The sequence below is a fragment of the Flagellimonas sp. genome (assembly GCF_965601775.1).
GTDB lineage: Bacteria > Bacteroidota > Bacteroidia > Flavobacteriales > Flavobacteriaceae > Flagellimonas.
In genome coordinates, this window is record NZ_OZ271837.1 from 2,108,539 (window position 1) to 2,128,957 (window position 20,419).

A 20,419-nucleotide genomic window follows, 5' to 3' on the forward strand; every position below is an offset into this window, starting at 1 on the left:
ACCACTAAGCGTTGAGAAATATCTTCCCGTTTTAGATTCTGTCACTGTTCTGTTAATTGTTGCTTTCATTTCGTTATGTTTTAATGATTGATTTAACTTGTTTACAGTGAATAGACGCAAGAAGAATATTTTTGTTACAGTACTATGTATAAAAAGGTACTATTTTATGGAAAATTTAAGAATTAGAGGAATCGATATTTTATTAAGTATTTGTTTTTCAATACTTTATACTTTTTAAGTTTTAATATAAAGAAATAGAAATCTTGTTTCGTGGGCGCAGTGATTATGATTTATGAGTAATTTTCCATTCTGAAATGTCATCGTTTATACGGATGATGTTCTCAATACCACCGCAAGAATTCGAGCGAAATGTAATAGCTATCAATCCAAAATCTTGATTTCTGAAAACTTATTGAAAAGTTATCCCCCAAGATTCAGGATATAGCCAAGAAAATTGGCGACCTGAATCTCAGGGGAAAATCTGAAGCGATTGATTTATTCAGTCTAGACTTGCTATAAATAGCCAGATAGCACTTCCATTACCCCTCTCCTATTTAAATCAGCAATTCCATCAATAGTATATCACGGTCAAATCCAGCTGCTATCGATACAAGGTAAAGTGACCTACAAATTCCCGTTGGTCCTGTTCTCCATTCAAACGGATAATATACCAATAATCTCCCGTGGGCAAATCCTGAAGCTGGTACATGCCGTCCCAACTATCTTGGTTACCATTAAAGAAGAATAGGGCTCTTCCATATCGGTCAAATATCTTAATGAAAATGTTGGGATACTGCTCAATATTATCAGGAGCCCAGGTATCGTTCTGTCCATCACCATCAGGCGTAAAGAATTTTGGAATTTCAATATCTATGAACTCCATAAAAATCTCCTGGCTGATGCTACAACCATTCTCATCAGTAACCGTAACGGTATATACTGCGGTTTCCCTGATGTAGAAAGTATCTTCAATTCCAGATGGGCCATCGTTGATGCTAAAACTGTAATTACCAGAACCACCAGTGGCCAAAGCATCTATCTGATTGATTTCACCTTCCCTTAGCTCTAAAGTCAGTTGTTCAAAAATCTCAACATTAAAGGTAAGGGTATTTACACATCCATTATTATGCACTACGGTAACAAAATGCTCGCCTCCCGATAGGTTTTCGAAAGTAGGTTCCAATTGCATCAAAGAGGTATCACTGGTATCCAAACCGTACAATACATCGTTGGTAACGGTATCATCATTCAACACTACTTGAATACTGTTGGAAGTGAATCCATTTCCATCACATTGGTATATCACCTCAACCGCGCCCTCAAGATCAACACCATTCTGAACTTCAAATACTTCAGAGTATTCACAACCATTGGCATCCCGTACAAAAACGACATGGGTTCCACTGGGCAGGTCGTTGTATTCAGTTATATCTTGAACAAAATCTGCATCCATATTGCTGTTCAAAGCAGTAAAATAGGGTGCTGTTCCTCCAGAAATCTGCAGAGAAATCGTTCCGTCACTGCTATCAAAACAAATTTCATCGGTCACTGTAGAAACTACATCTAAGGCCTGAGGTTCAGTTATATCAAACTCAACCAATTCAAAACAACCGTTTTCATCCTGAACGATTACCTGATAGCTGCCAGGAGCCAATTCATCGAAGGTATTCTCTGATTCAAATTGATTCAGATTTGGTGAAATGGCATACAGGTAATTTCCTGTTCCACCCTGAACGTCCAGTGAAATACTTCCATCTTCTGCACCGGAACAGCTAATATCCACTATGGTAGGTGTAACAATCAATACTTCTGGCTCATCAACGATTACTTCTTCTGAAATAACTTGACAATCCCCACTTTGCACCCTGACATAATAGGTCCCCACGGGCAAAGCAATAAATGTACCGGTTGTTTGGTTAGGACGCACTTCATTGGTCAAAGCCAAATCCGTAAATAGGGCATATTGATAGTTTCCAAGACCTCCGTTTGCGTCAGCGGCTATCAAGGCATTGCTTTCACCATTGCAATTCACCGACGCAGCCGAAGTATCCAAGGTGACGGTCAACGTTTCAATCGGTTCGAGACTTACTTCATTTGAAATGGTAGAAACACAATTAAAGCTGTCCCTTATGTAGTACTGATAGTTTCCTACGGGAACATTGGTAAATAAATGCGTGTCTGTTATCACCGTTTCATTCATGGCATTAAAGGTGATTCCATCAATACTCCAAGTATAGGGTGCGGTCCCACCGGAAGCCACCAATAACAATTCTGCATTGGTGTTACATCCCAGAGTTTGATTGGTTACCAATAAGGCATCTACATCGGAAGGTTCTATGATTTCAACAATATTAGTTTCGAACGTACAGTTCGTATCATCCAAGACAGTAACATTGTAGAAACCAGCGCCCAAATTATCAAAGTTAGCCCCTGATTGAGAGGTAGAGCTACTCAATAGAACGGAACCAACTGCATCATTATAGGTATTTAAAATATAGCGATACGTAGCTACCACATTTCTTGGATTGACCGTAACCGTTACCGAGGCATCCGTATCACCCTGGCAAACCAAATTAGTATTTGCTATGGATGCCGTAATTGGGTCTGGCAATAGGAGTTCAAACTCATTGGGGAATGGAACGGTACATCCTAAATTATCTGTAATGCTGATGGAATATTGACCAGCAGTCAAGTTTTGGAAGAGATGACTATTCACGGAGTTTACCGTAGTGGTCACGGCCGTGCCGTTATGAGTAAGCGCAATGGTGTATGGCCCTACTCCACCTGCTGGAGCAACCAAAGCGCTTCCTTGATCATTTGTACAACCCACTCCAGTTAAATCGACAGGATTCAATGTGATAGGTGCTGAAGGCGTGGTAATGCTAAATGCCCTAACCTGGGTACAATCCGGGAAAGCATCCTGTACCACCTCAACTAAATAATCACCGCCAGGGACGTTTATAGCTCCTGTTGGACCCACATTGGCCGAAGTTCCAGTCAATATTGCAGGACCATCATCCGTTCGGTCCGTAGGGGTACCATTGGTGTCATAAATATTCCATGTAAATCCAGCAACATAGGTGGCATCCACCAAAGTAAGTCGAATACTTCCTGTATCACCAAAACAAACGGCATCTGCCAGTTTTTCAACAATAACGTCAAATGTATTGGGTTCATCAACGACGTGATTAATGGTTAATTCACATCCGGTATTCACGTTGCGTATTCCGAAAGTATGATTGCCCGCTGGAAGATCGGAAAATACATTAGAAGCCTGGTATACCGTAGATGGTAATTGTCTGAACTCATAATTACCGGGATGTGAACCAAAGTTGGTTAGACTTCCGGTTACATCAATAGAAATATCTTCTCCAAGGTTTGAACAACTTATAGGGTCATCCACAGTAATTGATGCACTTAATAATTCATCAAACGCTGGGATATTAACCACCTCCTGTGCTGAACATCCATTGGAATCCACTACCCTAACCAATACATCTACTCCGGTATACTCTGGACGAGTGTATACTGGGTTTGTTCCCGTTTGAAGTACACTAAGAGTGGTATTATCAATAAACTCATACCTAATGTAGGTGCTACTTCCTCCAGCAATACTGGTTTCGTCTATGGTAATGGTAGCCAAATTGACTGCATTTCCAGTAGTACATCCAAAGGGAGAAACTACAACGGGATCAAATGTAATGGTATTAGGTTCATTCACTTGAATATTGCTAATGGTCGTTGTACATCCATTTTGCCCAGTTGCTGTTATCTCATAGGTATCTGGAGGAAGGTTTTCAAAACTGTTGGTGGTCGCATTGAATGTAGCCACATTTGGATTTAGGGTATATGTCAACGGGCTAATACCAGTGTTGTTTTCTACAATAGCTATTATACCATCATTTGCGCCAGAACAACTAACATCGGTAGGAGTAGGTACAAAACTTGGGGTAAGCGCTGGCGGAACCTCAACGGTAAAAGTTCTTGAGCATTCAGGACCAGAAGTGTTGTTGTCATACACCGTTACGGTATAGGTGTCAGCAACGGTAGCCAAAACCGTAGTTGGATTTGCCGCCAATGCTTGTCTTGACACCAAGGTGCCCAAAGTTCCCACTACTTGATAATCATAGTTGGTTGAACCACTGGTTACCTCTATCAGTATTTCTGCTTCATTTCCTGCACCACATCCAAGAACTTCTGCTAACGAAGCGTTAGCCTGTAACTGTGGATGTACAGTAACCGTATCTGTATCCGTACAACCATTGCTATCGACAATGCTTACGGTATACGTTCCTGGAGCTACATTATTGAAAACCCCTCCGTTATCCAAATAATTTGCTCCTCCATCGATCGAATAGAAAATTTGGGCAGCCAAACTACTTGCTGTTATCGTAATATCTGCTTGAACATCACAATTCGCCACTGCAATGGCATCTATCGTTGGGTTTGGTGCTAGATTCAGATTCACGCTACCCAAACTAGCAGAACAACTGTACTGGTCACTCACCGTAATAGAATAGGTTCCAGATGGAGAGTTGGCAGGAATTTCAATGGGGTTGTCCAAGGTTCCTGAAATCGTTACAAAAGGGGCTGGACCTGTAACCGTATAGCTATAAGTACCTCCCCCACCTGAAATATCTGGAATTTCAATAAGTCCGGGTCTGTCACAAGCAATATCTTGAAGCACAGCAGGCGTTCCAGTCAACATGTCCAACTCTTCCAACAACTCATTTTCGGATGCGCTGATACAACTAGCTACAGCACCGTCCATCTTAGTCACTTCCAAGAAATAATTCCCTGCTCCCAAACTATTGAACGTTAGGGTCTGCGGTGCTGAAAAAGGCACATTGCCTCCGCTATCACTTACCAAAACCGAGGTTCCCGTAGCCACATTATAAAATGACCATTGCATTTCCGACCCTGGAGAAACCGTGTTTTCCACAATGGTATAGGTAATACTACCATTGGTACTCCCATTACATGAAGGGGTAGCGGTTGAAGTAATACCTAAAGGTTGGGTGATTAAATCGTTGACATTGACATTACTTTGCCTTACACAACCTACAGCATCCTGAACATAAAACGTATAAGTGCGCCCTGGAACCAGTCCAGTAAACATATAAGGAGTAACTGCATCCAAGGCTGGCGTGCTCCAAGGTATGGTTGGTGCCAATGGGTCGAATGTTGAATCATCTTCTGAATAAGTGTATTGATAATTCGGTGTTCCTTCGGAACCTTGTACCGTTACTTGCAGCTCATTACAGTTCACAACTAAGGCCGAAATGGTGATATCCAAGTCATCCAATGGGAATGGAATCACAAACGGAGCTAAATCGGTCTGACAAATGGTATTTCCGGATCCATCTACCGTTCTCAAAGAAGGGAAAACAGTCGCGCCGGAAATATACCCTCTAAATTGGTCAGAAGTCTGCCATGTTACTCCACCGTCGTCACTGAACTCTACAGTACCGATAGTTGATGGATATCCCGTAATATCAAAACCAAAGTCCGTAATGGGTCCACCACAAGAGGTCGGTGTAACGCCAACCACGGTCCCTACCAATTCATCGGGATTGTTTATAGTAACAGGAGTGTCACTCAAACTACAACCGTATGCATCAGTTATGGTAATGGTGTAATCCCCAGGAAGCAGATTGAAAAACTCATAGGTAGTGGTCAGGACATTCGTAACCGTTTGGTCCGAAGCACCCGCATTATCCAAATCAATAATCTGTATGGTATACGGACCATCACCAGCGGTGATGTTCATGGCAATGGAACCTGTTCCATCATGACATTCGGGGTCTGTTGCAGTTGTGCCAAACGCTAGCGTCGGGGCACTGTTTACGGTAACCGTTTCCATATATTGACAATAGGGGGCTGAGCCTGAATTGTCCCTAACATAAACATCATATCCTCCTGTTATCCCTGCTGTGATTACCATGGAATTTGCTGCCGCGAAATCAGAATCGGACACTGTTGAACCCGTGGTTAAGAAAGCATAGGAATAACTGCCATCCCCACCAGTAGGGGTTACAGTAATACTTCCATTTCCACAACTGGTCACGTCAACGACATCCACTTGGGCCGATAGTACCGGCGCAATCAACACAGTTTCAACAGCTGAAACACATCCTAGAACATCCGAAACCTCTATGGTATAAGTGCCATCTGCTAGATTGGAGAAGGTAAAATTGGTATCCGTAGTAGGTGTTGGGGCCTGCCATGCTCCACCATTTATTCTAAAAGTATAATCACCATTTCCTGACGTCACGCTTGCTGTTATGGTTGCATTGTTGGAACCATCATAACAAGCTGTTGACGAAGTAGTGAATGTAATTGTATCAGGTGCTGTGACTGTAACCGGTGTTGTTGTGATTTCGGAACATCCGTTGTTATCGCGCACTCGAACCAAATAACCCCCTGCAGCAACATTAGTAAACGTTGCACTGCTTTGGTAGGAAACAGCAATACCACCAACCGTATCTTCCAATTGATATTCGTATGCTGGACTTCCACCTGTCGCAGAAGCTTCCAGAGTAGCGCCAGTATTAAAACAAGTGAATTGGGCCGTAAGGTTCAGTGCTGGTACCAAGGCTGTTGGTTGTGTCAACGTAGCTCCAAAACTTGACGTACAGGTGTTGTCGTCTGCCTTTCGTACTTGTACCGTATAGGTTCCGTCACCTAAGCTTGCTGCCGTAGTGACTGGAGAAGCGGTTTCCGCAATCCATGTTGTTCCACCATCTAATGAGTATTCAAATCCGGCAACGGCATCAAAATTAGAGACCTCAAAACGTATGGTCCCATCGGTAGCACCGTTACAAGTTGGGTCGGTGACACTCAATAACTGGCTAGCAAAAGCTCGGTCGGGCTCAACCACAACAATGATATCCTGTGTTTTTTCGCATATCTCCGGAGATTGTACCACTTGAATATCATCTAAAATCAAATCGTTCCCATCATTGCTATTCACATTGGACCTAAAAACGATATCAATATCCGTATTGGTGCCAGGATTAAAGGTAATGGTACGATTGTGCCAATCCGTATCACCTGTATTCTTTGGAATCTCTGGTGCCACTTCGCTATGAATCAAGGTACCCGTATTATCAAAAATTTCAACCAGTACTTCAGGATTGTTACCTACGCCTGTCAGGTTCATTAGGTTATAGGCCCAAAAACTCAATTCAATTTCCTCATTAGGCAGTACCTCTAAATCCCTTTTTGCCCAAAGAATAGAATTCAAGACAGGACTACCCGTATCGGAAAAGGTACTTACATCTATCGCCAAAAATCTACCATTGGTTAACCCGGTATGGTCCTGTGGACTTGTCCAAAATGGAACCGGATTGGTAACAAAGTTGGTTACCGTATATTCCCCATTTACCAAAATACCGGCGGGACCTCTGTTGCACATTGTAACAGAACCATCTTGGGGTTCATAGCAATAATCAGTGCCAACCTCTGCAATTTGGGTTGTTGGACCCGCTCCAAAATCTTCAAAGAAAATAGTACTTTGATTCGGTGCAATGCTGCTGGAGTACCCAACGGTAATCGTTTGACTACCATCCGTTACACCAATAAATACATTATTATTTGCAGGAGTGTTGGGCGTACCATTAAGGCTATAGGTATAGGTAAAATCCGTTGTATTCGATGTGGAAACCGTAATAGAAGCTGTTCCATCACAAGCGTAATCAATTGCAGTACTCAAATTTGGATCTGCTACCACATTAGGCACCGTCAAATCCATATCATGGGTACAACCCAAAGCATCTCTCAGTACTAATTGATAGTTGCCGGGTGCCAAATTTCTTTCGTTGCTGGCGCCGAAATTAGCTCCACCATCAAAACTATATTCGTAAGGTGCCTGTCCCCCACTTGCATTCAAAATTCTTACTCTAGCTCCTGTTGGGCTGCACGAAGCATCCTCCACAATGGCCGGTGAAGCATTTAATACGAAAGGTTGTACAATTTCATAATCGTAGGTCTCAACACAGCCTGTTCCTCCTCCACTTCCACTGGAATCCATGACGGTAATCGTATAAAATCCGGCAGGAAGGTTCACAAAGGTATCACTGCTTTGATAGTTTGTGCCACCATCCAAGCTATATTGATAAGGCGCGGTTCCTCCTGTTACGGCTACAGTCAAAGAGGCTGTTGAGGAATCCGCACAAACAATCCCTCCATCGGTAGCTGAAATATTCAATCCTCCCGGTTCATCCACACGAACACTATTGGAGATGGTAAAACATCCATTGTCATCAAAAACGATGAATTCATAGTCACCCGCTTCATTAGGAAAATACGTAGTCGGCGTTCCGCGATAACCAAACAAGAAGTTTGGTGTTGTCTGCAAGGCAGCTAAAGGAACATCCCCTGGAGTTGCATATAAATCCACTCCGTCCTTACTCCAAATAGCCATTTGATAGTCGGGATTTGGAGAACCTCCGTTCGGTGTCAAGGTAACAATCCCTGCTGTACAGGTAATGTTTTCGGTAGTCAATGCCACCAAGGTCAGCTCTGGAATTTCATCCACCGTTATGGTTTGTGTATCCGTACAACCATCATCCGTAGTTGTAATCACGATGTAGTCCCCAGGATTTACATTAGTAAACGTATGTGTATTATCGGAGGTTGCCACTCGATTATCCATAAATGTTCCTTGTCCCCCATTGCTACCATCGTCCAATCTAAGCTCGTAGCTATAGTTGGGTAAAACATTTAAGGCTTGTATGGAAATACTTCCAAGAGTGTTGCAATCGGCTGGAGTTTGGCTTAAATCGACTTGAAAATTTCTTTCCAATATTCCGATTTCCTCGGTTTCAAAAATACAGCTACCGGCAATAGGGTCACCTGTAGCAGGATTCAACTGCGTTACTTGTACCACATAGGTTCCGCTGGCAGAAATATCAAAATTAGGACCGTTGTCAGCTGAAAAGGGTACAACAATGTTATCATTGGAAGCATCAACCAATTGAAATCCATAGTTTGCTCCCAAATTGGTAATGCGAATATTTCCGTCGGTGCTACAAAGAATGTCAGAAGAGGTGTGCAGAATATCCAGGGTATTCTTGAATACATCAAAATAAAAACGGCTAAAACATCCATTCTGATAATTAATAACCACGCGGTATTTACCACTATCGGTTACGGTATAATTGTTTTGCGTGACAATATCGTTCCAAGTACAAGCGCTATTGGTGTTTGGACAATCATCTCCTACATCAGCACAACTCGTTTCATCCAAGCGTTGCCATACTATGCTTGTTGCATCAGTAATTCCCAATTGAAGCGTCGCTTCGTCATTCTCACCACATAAAAATATTTTTGGTAAAAGACTACCGTCAATCGAACAAGTAACAATTTCACCTTGTAGATCATTGTCAGCGTTTGCATCGGAGTTTACTTGGTTGAAAAATGTGATAATCGGATTGGTTTGCGTAGTACCAAATCGTTCTACGGTTATCAACTCCGTTAAATCCGGACAGCTACCTCCTGAGGATTTCTCAACGATATAGTTTCCGATATCGGTTACGATAAGTGTGCTCGGGTCAGCGTCCGGGTCTCCATCATTTAAAATGGTATCCCCCCCATCTATTTGACCATTGCCATTGTTATCGATAGCCCAATTATAGGTTGTGAATCCAGAACCGGCTGTCAAAACCACATCATCACCACAAAGCTGTACCGTTCTAGCTTGGCCACAGTTGGCCAAATCATCTAAAATATTATTGTTTGCTACTTCTGGCGTAGTGTTACATGGAAAGTTGGATGAACCTGGTTGGTCTGTAAAAACATTGGTGTTGGTTTCTCCTTGAAAAGTGGAATACGCTTGGTTTTGCAAATCCGAAGAACAGGCATCAATGAAATCAGAACAGTTCCCTGAAATGGTCACGGTAATACGAATGGTATACTGTGGGTCTCCTATTTCAACCAGATTATCGGGTACCTGAAAAGTTATCGTATTGGTATTTACATCATGGGAATATGTAGTTCCCAAAGCATTGGAAACATCAACATTATCCAAGGTAACATTCGATGGCAGAATATCCGTTATGGTATAGTTAATGGCATTGTCATCGCCTGTATTTTGAAAACGAAGTACATGTTGAAAGGTCTCTCCTAAACTTACTCCTTGACCATTTATATCTGTTCCTCCCGGATCTTCTGAGGTGTTGCCTAAAACAATTTCTGGAGCCAAAACCTGCACATACGAAGCAGCTGTAACTGTTCCATCAGTAGGATTTACAGCTGGTACTCCGGTGCCATATTCTCCCCCATCACCACCGTCGGCATTGTTATCTTTATAAAATTCGTTGGCATCGCTACAACCATCCCCATCGCTGTCGAGGTCCAAATGATTAGGAAAACCATCTGAATCTGAATCACAACCTGCGGTGAGCAGTGCTCCTTGCATATTCGTAGTTCCCGCGACAACTTGTCCAATATTTATAGTATTGGTCCCAGAGGTATTCCAGGAAACCACATTCGCAGGAGTATTCAATGTCAATGGCTCCAAGGGACCATTATTAGTTCTTGTTCCGAAAAGTTCAAATTGACCAGCTTGGTCTATTACAACACGTAACAACGGGCTACCGTGAGTCCCAGTGAGCGTCCAAATTTGTGGGTTGCCGCTTTGACCATATCCTGTTCCATCAGGAAACAGCACTGAATTTCCAGCTTCACCATTTTGAAACTGAATTTCTCCAGCCACATCATTTCCATTGATTTGTAAATTAAAGGAGTTGTCGATACTGAAAATATCAAGAACTAGGTAGTCGTCCGCAGTTATTAAATCGCTGGTATGCGAAGTGCCATTGGCGATATTAAATAAAAGGGTATTACACTCATCTGAATCGTAAACCCCATCATTATCATCATCTAAGTCAGTAGTGTCATTCACACCATCATTGTCAAAATCATTATGGACAATTATTCTGGCAGAGGGCACATCCTCAGTCAAATTGGTATCTACTTGGTCTTGACTATTGGTAGCAGTATTGGTCAAGCTTAAAAGCGGTAATGTATCTATTTCATCTGCGCGAACCTCCAACTCCAAAATAGCGACGTCTCCCCCATCCAAAGTGCCAATATTCCAAGTATTTCCACTCCAGCTTCCCGTAATAGTAAAGGCTGATACGAAGCTTAATCCCGCTGGGATATCGTCGGTGATCTGAAGATTGGTCAATGGACCCAAACCTAAATTTTGTACTCTAATGGTGAAAGTCGCGGTCTCACCCTCCATAATTTCAGGATTGTCCACTGTTTTTTGCACAAAAACATCCGGGTCACAATATAATGCTTGTATCGCATTACTATCGTAAGTACAAGGGCCTTTAGTTCCTCTTAAGAAGAATTCACCTGCACCCATTGGGGCATAACTAGGACCATTAGCACCAGGTATGGGCTGTCCATTTTCAAACCACTGAAAAGCATCAAAATTATTGCTAGTGGCCTCAAATATTTCAGAACCCACAAAACAGCCGCTTCCTCCCCGAATTTCAAGGGTTACCTCAGGCAAGGTATCAAATCCAGAAAAGTAACCTGCAACCCCACGGGCTCCATTAAATCCAAAAAAGCCCACTGCCATCGGCCCTGTTGAATTCACACTAACATTGCCATTTAGATTTGGGATATAAAAGGTTTTCCAATCAGTGGACCCTGCCACTGGATTTGATGCGGGTAGGGTTACTGCACCATTTCCATCCGTAACGATAATGTTTGAATCAGGAGTATTCACAGCAGCAATAATGGTCATTCCACCAGTTACTGTGGTACCGGCCATATTTCTAATGTCAGGAATGTTATCCATAACATCAGGTAACAAACAGTTCACTGGGGCCACGAAGTTGAGTCCCTGAGTATAGACTTGGCTTGCTCCAGCCATACACTGATAGGCGTAAACATCTTTAGAGGTTTGAAGCAGCATATTGGCTCCAACAGAATTGGCCGAATAGTAGGTACTGGGAACTTGGAAATATTCACCATTATTGATGGTCGCTATGGGTGTAGTGCCACCATTAACAAATATTTGAGTATTGTCAGCTATAGCAATTACCAAAGGAAATTCGGTAGAACCATTGGTATTACCATTACCTCGAATGAAAACATATTCTTTTCCTAACCTATTCTCAGGCACGGGTTGGTCAATACCCGCATCTCGATTACTGGCTCCTGCCTGACGGCCAAAGTTGATGGAACCATTACTAATCACAATGTCCTTATCGGATTCAAGGGTCGCCCCAATCCATCCATCTTCATGGGCTTGAGTGGGGCTGTTGCCAATGTAGGTTTCAAAAACGAAGGATTCATTTGCATCTAGGGTAACCGTGTATGTATTGGCGGTTATACCTGCCCTGTTGTTCCCTACTCTAAATTCGCAATCTGGGTCATAACCAAATAGGCGTACCGTGGTATTGTCCTCAGTGGCCATGATACCCAAGGTATTGGATTTTGAAGGATGTGCTCCAAGATTCGGAACACCTCCCCACTTAAAACGGGTACCCAAAGCTTGCCTACCTTTTGCTGTGAGTGATGCTGCTTGTGCATTTGAATTACCTCTATAATTCACGTAAAATCGATTCCCGCTTGGTGATTCAAAACGAAGACCACTATTATTTAAAACTACCCCTGTATTGGCATTATTTACCAATATAATATTGTTGTCCCCATTGCTTAAGGTCCAAACCGCGGGACTGACGTTGGAAATATTAAAGGTTGCTACGGGTGTGGCATTTGTACCTTGATATGCATTTACCGTAAACATGGTGGGTTCTGGTGTGGAAAGATAAATCGCTTGTTCTCTTATCCCCGCATTATTCTGACCTTGTTTCAAAGGTGGTAAATAATGAAGATCACTTAACTGGGCATTTACAAAACAGGTGACAAAAAGAAGCACAAAAAGCAAGCCCAACTTGCGTAAAGGGTTGCTTGATAGGTCAATAATTCGGTCCATTTGGGGTGGAAGTTGAAGTTATTGCTAACAAAAAAAGCGCCTTTTAGGGTGATTTCCAGATATTTGTTGTTAGTGTCCGTAGAAGTCTTGTCAGAATGGCTGAATTTGTTGTCAGGCCCAATAAAAACTAGTTCTTCAAGGGCAAAGGTCCGTTTTTCTGTAGGCTTTTTCCGATGAAATGAGATTGAATATAAAAAGGTTGCTTAAAGCCTTTACTATCCTTCAGCGAGAAAACAGAAAAAATACCCAAATACATTGCGGACGACTTAAGAAAACATTTTCGAACTACATCGGATTAAAATTTAATTTCTCCTGCCAAACAAAAAAGGCAGCCGATGGCTGCCTTTTTCTATTTATTTAAAAAGTGGATTAAGCCAAATCAAAACGATCTAGGTTCATCACTTTATCCCATGCCTTAACAAAATCCTTTACAAATTTCTCTTTGGCATCAGAAGCTCCATATACCTCTGCAAGGGCTCTCAGTTCGCTATTAGAACCAAAAATTAAATCCACTCGAGTAGCAGTACCTACCAATTCACCATTATTGTGACCTTCGAATACTTCATCATCCTGAATCGCTTTCCATTCAGTTCCCAAGTTTAAGAGATTCACAAAAAAGTCATTGGACAAGGTTTCAGTATTTTGGGTGAACACTCCATTATGCGATTTATCCCAATTCGTATCCAACACACGCATACCTCCTACCAAAGCAGTCATTTCAGGTGCGGTAAGAGTGAGCAGTTGCGCCTTATCTACTAACAACTCCTCGGATTTAACACTGTATTTTCCTTTTAAGTAGTTACGGAATCCATCCGCTACAGGTTCCAAAACGTCAAAAGATTCTGCATCAGTCTGTTCGGCAGAAGCATCTGTACGACCAGGAGTAAAGGGAACGGTAATGTCAAATCCTCCATTTTTGGCTGCTTTTTCTACTGCTGCACATCCTCCAAGAACGATTAGGTCGGCAATTGAAACAGGTTTGCCAAAACCGGCCTTGATACCTTCCAAGGTTTCCAGTACTTTAGCCAGTTGTTCTGGATTATTTACCTCCCAATCCTTTTGTGGAGCAAGGCGAACGCGTGCACCATTGGCTCCTCCTCTCTTATCGGAACCTCTGAAAGTGGAAGCGGAAGCCCAAGCTGTAGAGACCAATTGAGAGATGGATAGTCCAGAATTCGATATGGTTTCCTTTAATGCAGCTATGTCGCTTTCGTTGATTAATTCGTGGTCTACTTCCGGAATTGGGTCCATCCAAATAGATGCCTCCTTTGGCACCTCAGGTCCAAGATATCTTGAAATCGGTCCCATATCGCGGTGAGTCAACTTAAACCATGCCTGTTGATACGCTTCTTTAAAGTCCTCTGGGTTCTCCAGGAAATGACGTGAGATTTTTTCATACTCTGGGTCGAAGCGTAGGGAAAGGTCCGTAGTCAACATAAAAGGGTCATTCTTCTTCGCCGGGTCGTGTGCATCCGGGAAGGTACCTGCGCCGGCTCCATCCTTAGGTTTCCACTGATGACCTCCAGCTGGACTTTTGGTCAATTCCCATTCATATTTGAAAAGATTTTCAAAAAACTTATGGCTCCACTGGGTTGGGGTCTCGGTCCATGCTCCTTCAAGTCCTGAGGTAATGGTATCGGAACCTTTTCCTGTACCGAAGTTGTTTTTCCAACCCATGCTTTGCATCTCAATAGAAGCACCGGCCGGCTCAGCTTCAACAAATTCGGCATCACTAGCAGCTCCATGGGTTTTCCCAAAAGTGTGTCCTCCTGCAATTAGCGCCACAGTTTCGTAATCGTTCATGGCCATACGCCCAAAAGTCTCTCGAATATCATGAGCTGCCAATACCGGGTCAGGATTAGCATTGGGTCCTTCAGGGTTTACATAGATAAGCCCCATATGAACTGCACCTACGGTACGTTCCAATTCACCATTGTCAGCGTAGCGCTCTTTGTTTCCCAACCATTCTTTCTCTAATCCCCAGTATATATCTTCTTCCGGCTGCCAAATATCTTCGCGTCCTCCTGCAAAGCCATACATAGGCAATCCCATACTTTCATGGGCTACATTTCCTGTCAAAATCAACAAGTCCGCCCAAGAAATTTTCTTTCCGTATTTCTGCTTAATGGGCCATAAAAGTAGACGAGCCTTGTCTAAGTTGGCATTATCGGGCCAGCTATTAAGGGGTGCAAAGCGCTGGGCGCCTGTACCTCCCCCTCCTCTACCATCGGAAATACGGTAGGTTCCTGCTGCATGCCACGCCATACGGATAAAAAATGGTCCATAATGACCGTAATCTGCTGGCCACCATTCCTTACTGTCGGTCATTAAATCGTGAAGGTCTTTCTTCACGGCTTCTAAGTCCAACTTCTTGAATTCTTCTGCATAATTGAAATCCTCATCCATTGGGTCAGCCAAGTTGGAATGCTGACGTAGAATATTAAGATTAAGGGAATTGGGCCACCAATCCCGATTCGTAGTTCCACCCCCAGCTGCTTGATTCAACTCTCCATTTAGGAAAGGACACATGCTTGGGTCTCCATTGGAATGTGTTTTATTATCCATTTTGATAGATTAATTGATTTTGTTCAGGTTAAAAGTACAATCCTTAATTCATCAAAAAGTATACTGCTCATTAATAAAACTTATTTTTTTATTGGTTCACTTTATAGGCTCTCTTGAATTTTCCATTTTCCGGCTACAAATAGAAGCGTTTAGATGAACGGCATTATTTATTCGATAAATGAACTAAAATCATGATTTTCAGTCGAAACCACCTCGACCTCAACCAAAATTTATTCGTTGAACGGTAATTTTTCGTCGATTAACGTAAAAACCTATGAAAAATTCATAAGTATTCCCTCATTTTCTTTCTCCAACTTTGTAATGTGTTAACCCCCAAATCGAATATCATGACACATTCAACTACCTACAAATCAGTTCTTATTTTAAGTTTTATTGTATCCTTCGCCTTAAATGCGCAAAGCGATTTTAAAAGTCAGATTCAACAAGGAAACGACCAGCGAGTTGAAGATTATCTTGACCTACTAAAACAAGGGTATTCCGAGATTGAAATCTTTCAGGACCTTGGAAATGCTCAATTTCTAGCTGGAAACTATGAAACCGCTATTTTTTGGTATGAAAAATTGCTTAATACCTCTGAGTTCTCCGTTAAAGGTATGGACTACAAAGGTTTGCTTGCATTTGCCCAAAAACAAACTGGAAGTGCTGTTCAAGATGCACAAAAAAAGATATGGGATGAGCATATCCAATCCCACTATGCCGGTCAAACCTTAAATGGTAATATTGCTTTCAATGGAAAGCAGGCCAAAATGAAAGGAAAATTGTCCACCTTGGATGGATATATGCCTTCCATGACGGTAACCCAAGATGGTCAGACGGCTTACTTCAGCAAAGCCACCTACCAAAAACCTTTGTACGGTGTTTTTTCAAAAAAGGAATTGGTACACGAGATTTTCAGAGTTGAAAACATCAATGGTAAATGGAAAAATGCTACCAAAATTGATGTATGCCCAAAATATGCTTCCGCCAAGCACCCAACCATATCTGAAGATGGAAAGCGTTTGTTTTTTGCTTCCAATATGAAAGGAAGTTATGGCAAATATGATATCTATGTGGTTGATATTAGTGCAAAGGGAAGACTTGGTGTAGTTAAAAATCTTGGCCCTAAGGTAAATACCAAAGAAGACGAATTGTACCCTAACCTATACAACGGAACCTTGCTTTTCTTTGCTTCTGCAGGACGCAAAGGATACGGAGGGTTGGACCTATATGCTACTCAAGTTGCCAAAAACAGTCTTACTGCTTCCATAAATCTTGGTGGACATATCAATAGCAACAAAGATGATTACAGTATTGCTTTAAACCTTGATAAGGATACCGGATATGTGGTTTCTAACCGAGGTGAAAACAGTACTATCTCACAATATGTCGTTTCCTATGGCAAGAAAAAATCTGAAAATACTGCTGTAGCCAACAATGAATCATCTGCAGAGTTTGCTGGCGCCTTCGAAGATTAATACTCTTTTAAAGAGTAAACAAGGTAATTGAAAAATAAAATCGGTCAGCTACCTGGGGGTTATTTGATATCCAAAATTGCCGAAAAATAGAGTCCATAGCCAATAAAAGGACAGGGGAAAAGGCAGTTTTATCATAGAAAACGGGTTGTACTATTTCAATCTGACCGATTTTTTCAAAATAGAATAGGATGTCTTAGTCGACATCCTATTTTCTGTTTAAATATTTGATTTACAGTTTTTTGAAAATTTATTTTTCAAATATTAATCGAAAAAAAGCGGTAAAACCAGTGTGCATTTGAACGAAAATTTCTACAATTGAACAATACCGAATAAAAAAAAGTGTAATTTAATTTTTGAAATAGTACTAACCCAAATCTTATTATTCTATGAAAAAATTGCAACTCTTAAAAAATCATTTTCGACAGCGAAAGTGATTCTCCTCAACTAAATCTTTATTACATATTTTGACTGAACAGTGATTCTGTAATTGCATAGCAATCAGAATACGTATCCTTAGTTCAAGGACTGGTCACTCATTGCCTTTTTTCAACATATGTTGAAGGGTGATGAGGACTAGTCCACACTAAAGGCAGGTATCCTATTGTCTAGACTCAATGAGTCAGAGAATGAGAAAACAGATAACCCCCATAATCTATTTGTATCATGAAAGAATTACAAACAAAAATTATCATCATAGACCATGACGAAAAACTACACTTAGCGTATAACCACTTTTTATCGGAGCATCCCCAATTCAAACTTATGGGGCTCTACAAATCCATAAATGAGCTTTTATCCCATTTTGGAAAGCTGAATCCTGATATTGTTATATGTGAGGCTTCTCTTCAAGGTATTTCCGGAATCGATGGTATTGATTATCTAAGAAAACTTAAAAATCATATCAAAGTATTGATCATGAGCCATGAAAACGATTTTGGTTTGGTCAAGGAGGCTTTTAAAAAGGGGGCAAACGGCTATTTGACCAAACCCATGAACAAGGAGCGTTTTCTGAATGCGTTACATTCCTTGGAAGAACATGGCGTAATCATGGAGCATGATATCCTGAAAAAAGTGATCAGTTCCTTCCAGAAAAAATCTTTTGATTCCTTTTCAAAAAAGGAGAATCAAATTATTGAGCTGTTAACCCAGGGCTTTACTTATAAAATGATTGCGGATAGGCTTTGTGTAACTCCCAGTGCGGTCAATTTCCATATCCAGAATATCTATGTAAAGCTCAATGTAAACTCAAAATCTGAAGCTCTTGAAAAACTTAGAGAGCTCGAGGTCCAACGACTAAATGCCGCATAATACCCACTTTGAATTAGTCCAAAAAAAATCCCCTGGCGCATGCCAAGGGATTTTTTATATCTAAAAAGAGGGTTTTTATTTGACTTCTTCAAAGTCAACATCCTCCACATTATCTCCTTCACCAGCGGAACCTCCAGCATTGGCTTCAGGTCCAGCGCCTGCATCAGCCCCTGCTCCATTGGCCTGTGCTTCTGCCTGGGCTTTATACATCTCCTCCGAAGCTGTTTTCCAAGCTTCATTGATTTTCTCCAAAGCTGGTTCAATTACAACCAAATCTTTGGTTTCGTAAGCCTTTTTCAACTCTTCAAGTGCCTCTTCGATAGGTTTCTTCTTATCATCAGAAAGCTTATCTCCAAATTCTTTAAGTTGCTTTTCGGTCTGGAAAATCATTCCGTCGGCTTCATTCAACTTGTCCGCAGTTTCCTTCGCTTTTTTATCGGATTCCGCATTGGCTTCAGCCTCAGCTTTCATTCTTTCGATTTCCTCTTCTGTCAATCCAGAAGATGCTTCAATTCGAATATCCTGAGTTTTGTTTGTCGCTTTGTCAGTAGCGGAAACTTTGATAATACCGTTTGCATCAATATCAAAGGTTACCTCGATTTGAGGTGTACCTCTTGGTGCAGGTGGAATCCCATCTAAGTGGAATCTACCAATGGTTTTGTTATCAGCAGCCATAGGACGTTCTCCTTGCAATACGTGAATCTCAACAGAAGGTTGATTGTCTGCTGCAGTAGAGAATACCTGCGATTTCTTTGTTGGGATTGTAGTATTCGCTTCAATCAGTTTGGTAAATACGCTTCCCATGGTCTCGATACCTAAAGAAAGTGGTGTAACATCCAACAACAATACATCTTTAACATCTCCAGTTAGTACGCCTCCTTGGATTGCTGCACCAATGGCAACTACCTCATCAGGGTTTACTCCTTTGGATGGTTTTTTTCCGAAGAACTTCTCCACAGCTTCCTGAACTGCAGGAATACGCGTTGAGCCACCAACTAAAATAATTTCATCGATATCGCTTTTCGAAAGTCCAGCTGCACTCAATGCGGTCTCACATGGTGCAATGGTACGCTTTACCAAATCATCAATCAGCTGCTCAAACTTAGCACGGGAAAGTGTTCTCACCAAGTGCTTGGGTCCAGAAGCCGTAGCGGTCACATAAGGTAGGTTGATTTCGGTCTGTGCAGAAGAAGACAGCTCAATCTTTGCTTTTTCCGCAGCCTCACGCAATCTTTGAAGCGCCATGGCATCATCTCTCAAATCCAAACCTTCATCAGATTTAAATTCTTCAGCCAACCAGTCAATGATTTTTTGATCCACATCATCTCCTCCCAAGTGGGTATCACCATCTGTTGCCAATACTTCAAATACACCATCACCCAATTCTAAGATGGACACATCATGCGTTCCTCCACCAAAATCAAATACTACTATTTTTTGGTCCGTATCTTTCTTGTCCAATCCGTAAGCCAAAGAGGCCGCAGTTGGTTCGTTGATAATTCTTTCTACAGTCAATCCTGCAATCTCACCAGCTTCTTTGGTAGCTTGTCTTTGAGAATCATTAAAGTAGGCGGGTACGGTAATCACAGCTCGTGATACATCCTGACCCAAGTAGTCCTCAGCAGTTTTCTTCATTTTTTGAAGAATCATGGCTGAAAGCTCCTGAGGCGTATATAATCGACCATCAATATCTACTCTAGGTGTGTCATTATCACCTTTGGTGACATTATAGGGAACTCTATCTGCTTCCTTCTTGGACTCAGAGAACTTATTTCCCATAAATCTTTTAATGGAATAAATGGTTTTGTGTGGGTTGGTTACTGCTTGTCTTTTTGCAGGGTCCCCCACCTTGATTTCACCACCTTCCACAAAAGCAATCACCGAAGGAGTCGTGCGCTTTCCTTCTGCGTTTGGAATTACCACAGGCTCGTTTCCTTCCATTACGGAGACGCAGGAGTTGGTAGTACCCAAATCTATTCCTATAATCTTGCTCATTTTATCTAAAGTTATGTCTGTTATCAAATTAAATTCTGCTAGCAAAGTGTCAATGATTATGCCATCTGAAAGAATATGACAAGCTGTCATATAAATTGCTGAAATGGTTTAGGAAACA

At 41.7% G+C, this 20,419-nt stretch carries 5 protein-coding genes; 2 read left to right on the forward strand and 3 right to left on the reverse strand.

What is annotated here, in order from left to right:
- Positions 1–601 precede the first annotated feature (601 nt).
- Positions 602–12,958, reverse strand: coding sequence for a T9SS type B sorting domain-containing protein (locus tag ACSLUF_RS09690; RefSeq protein ID WP_435622582.1), 12,357 nt, complete (start codon positions 12,956–12,958; stop codon positions 602–604).
- A 369-nt stretch (positions 12,959–13,327) separates the two neighbouring features.
- Positions 13,328–15,523, reverse strand: a complete 2,196-nt coding sequence (katG, locus tag ACSLUF_RS09695) for a catalase/peroxidase HPI (protein ID WP_435622583.1) — start codon at positions 15,521–15,523, stop codon at positions 13,328–13,330.
- A 347-nt stretch (positions 15,524–15,870) separates the two neighbouring features.
- On the opposite strand from katG, the gene ACSLUF_RS09700 reads away from it, so the two are divergent.
- Both ACSLUF_RS09700 and ACSLUF_RS09705 read left to right on the forward strand, forming a co-directional pair.
- Complete coding sequence (locus ACSLUF_RS09700; RefSeq protein WP_435622584.1) at positions 15,871–16,998, forward strand: cell envelope biogenesis protein OmpA; 1,128 nt, start codon at positions 15,871–15,873, stop codon at positions 16,996–16,998.
- Between the two features lie 663 nt (positions 16,999–17,661).
- Entirely contained in the window at positions 17,662–18,306 is a 645-nt protein-coding gene (locus ACSLUF_RS09705) for a response regulator transcription factor (RefSeq protein WP_435622585.1), read from the forward strand.
- A gap of 75 nt (positions 18,307–18,381) precedes the next feature.
- On the opposite strand, the gene dnaK is transcribed toward ACSLUF_RS09705, so the two are convergent.
- A complete protein-coding gene (gene dnaK / locus ACSLUF_RS09710) occupies positions 18,382–20,301 on the reverse strand; it encodes a molecular chaperone DnaK (protein ID WP_435622586.1) in 1,920 nt (639 codons plus the stop codon).
- Positions 20,302–20,419 lie beyond the last annotated feature (118 nt).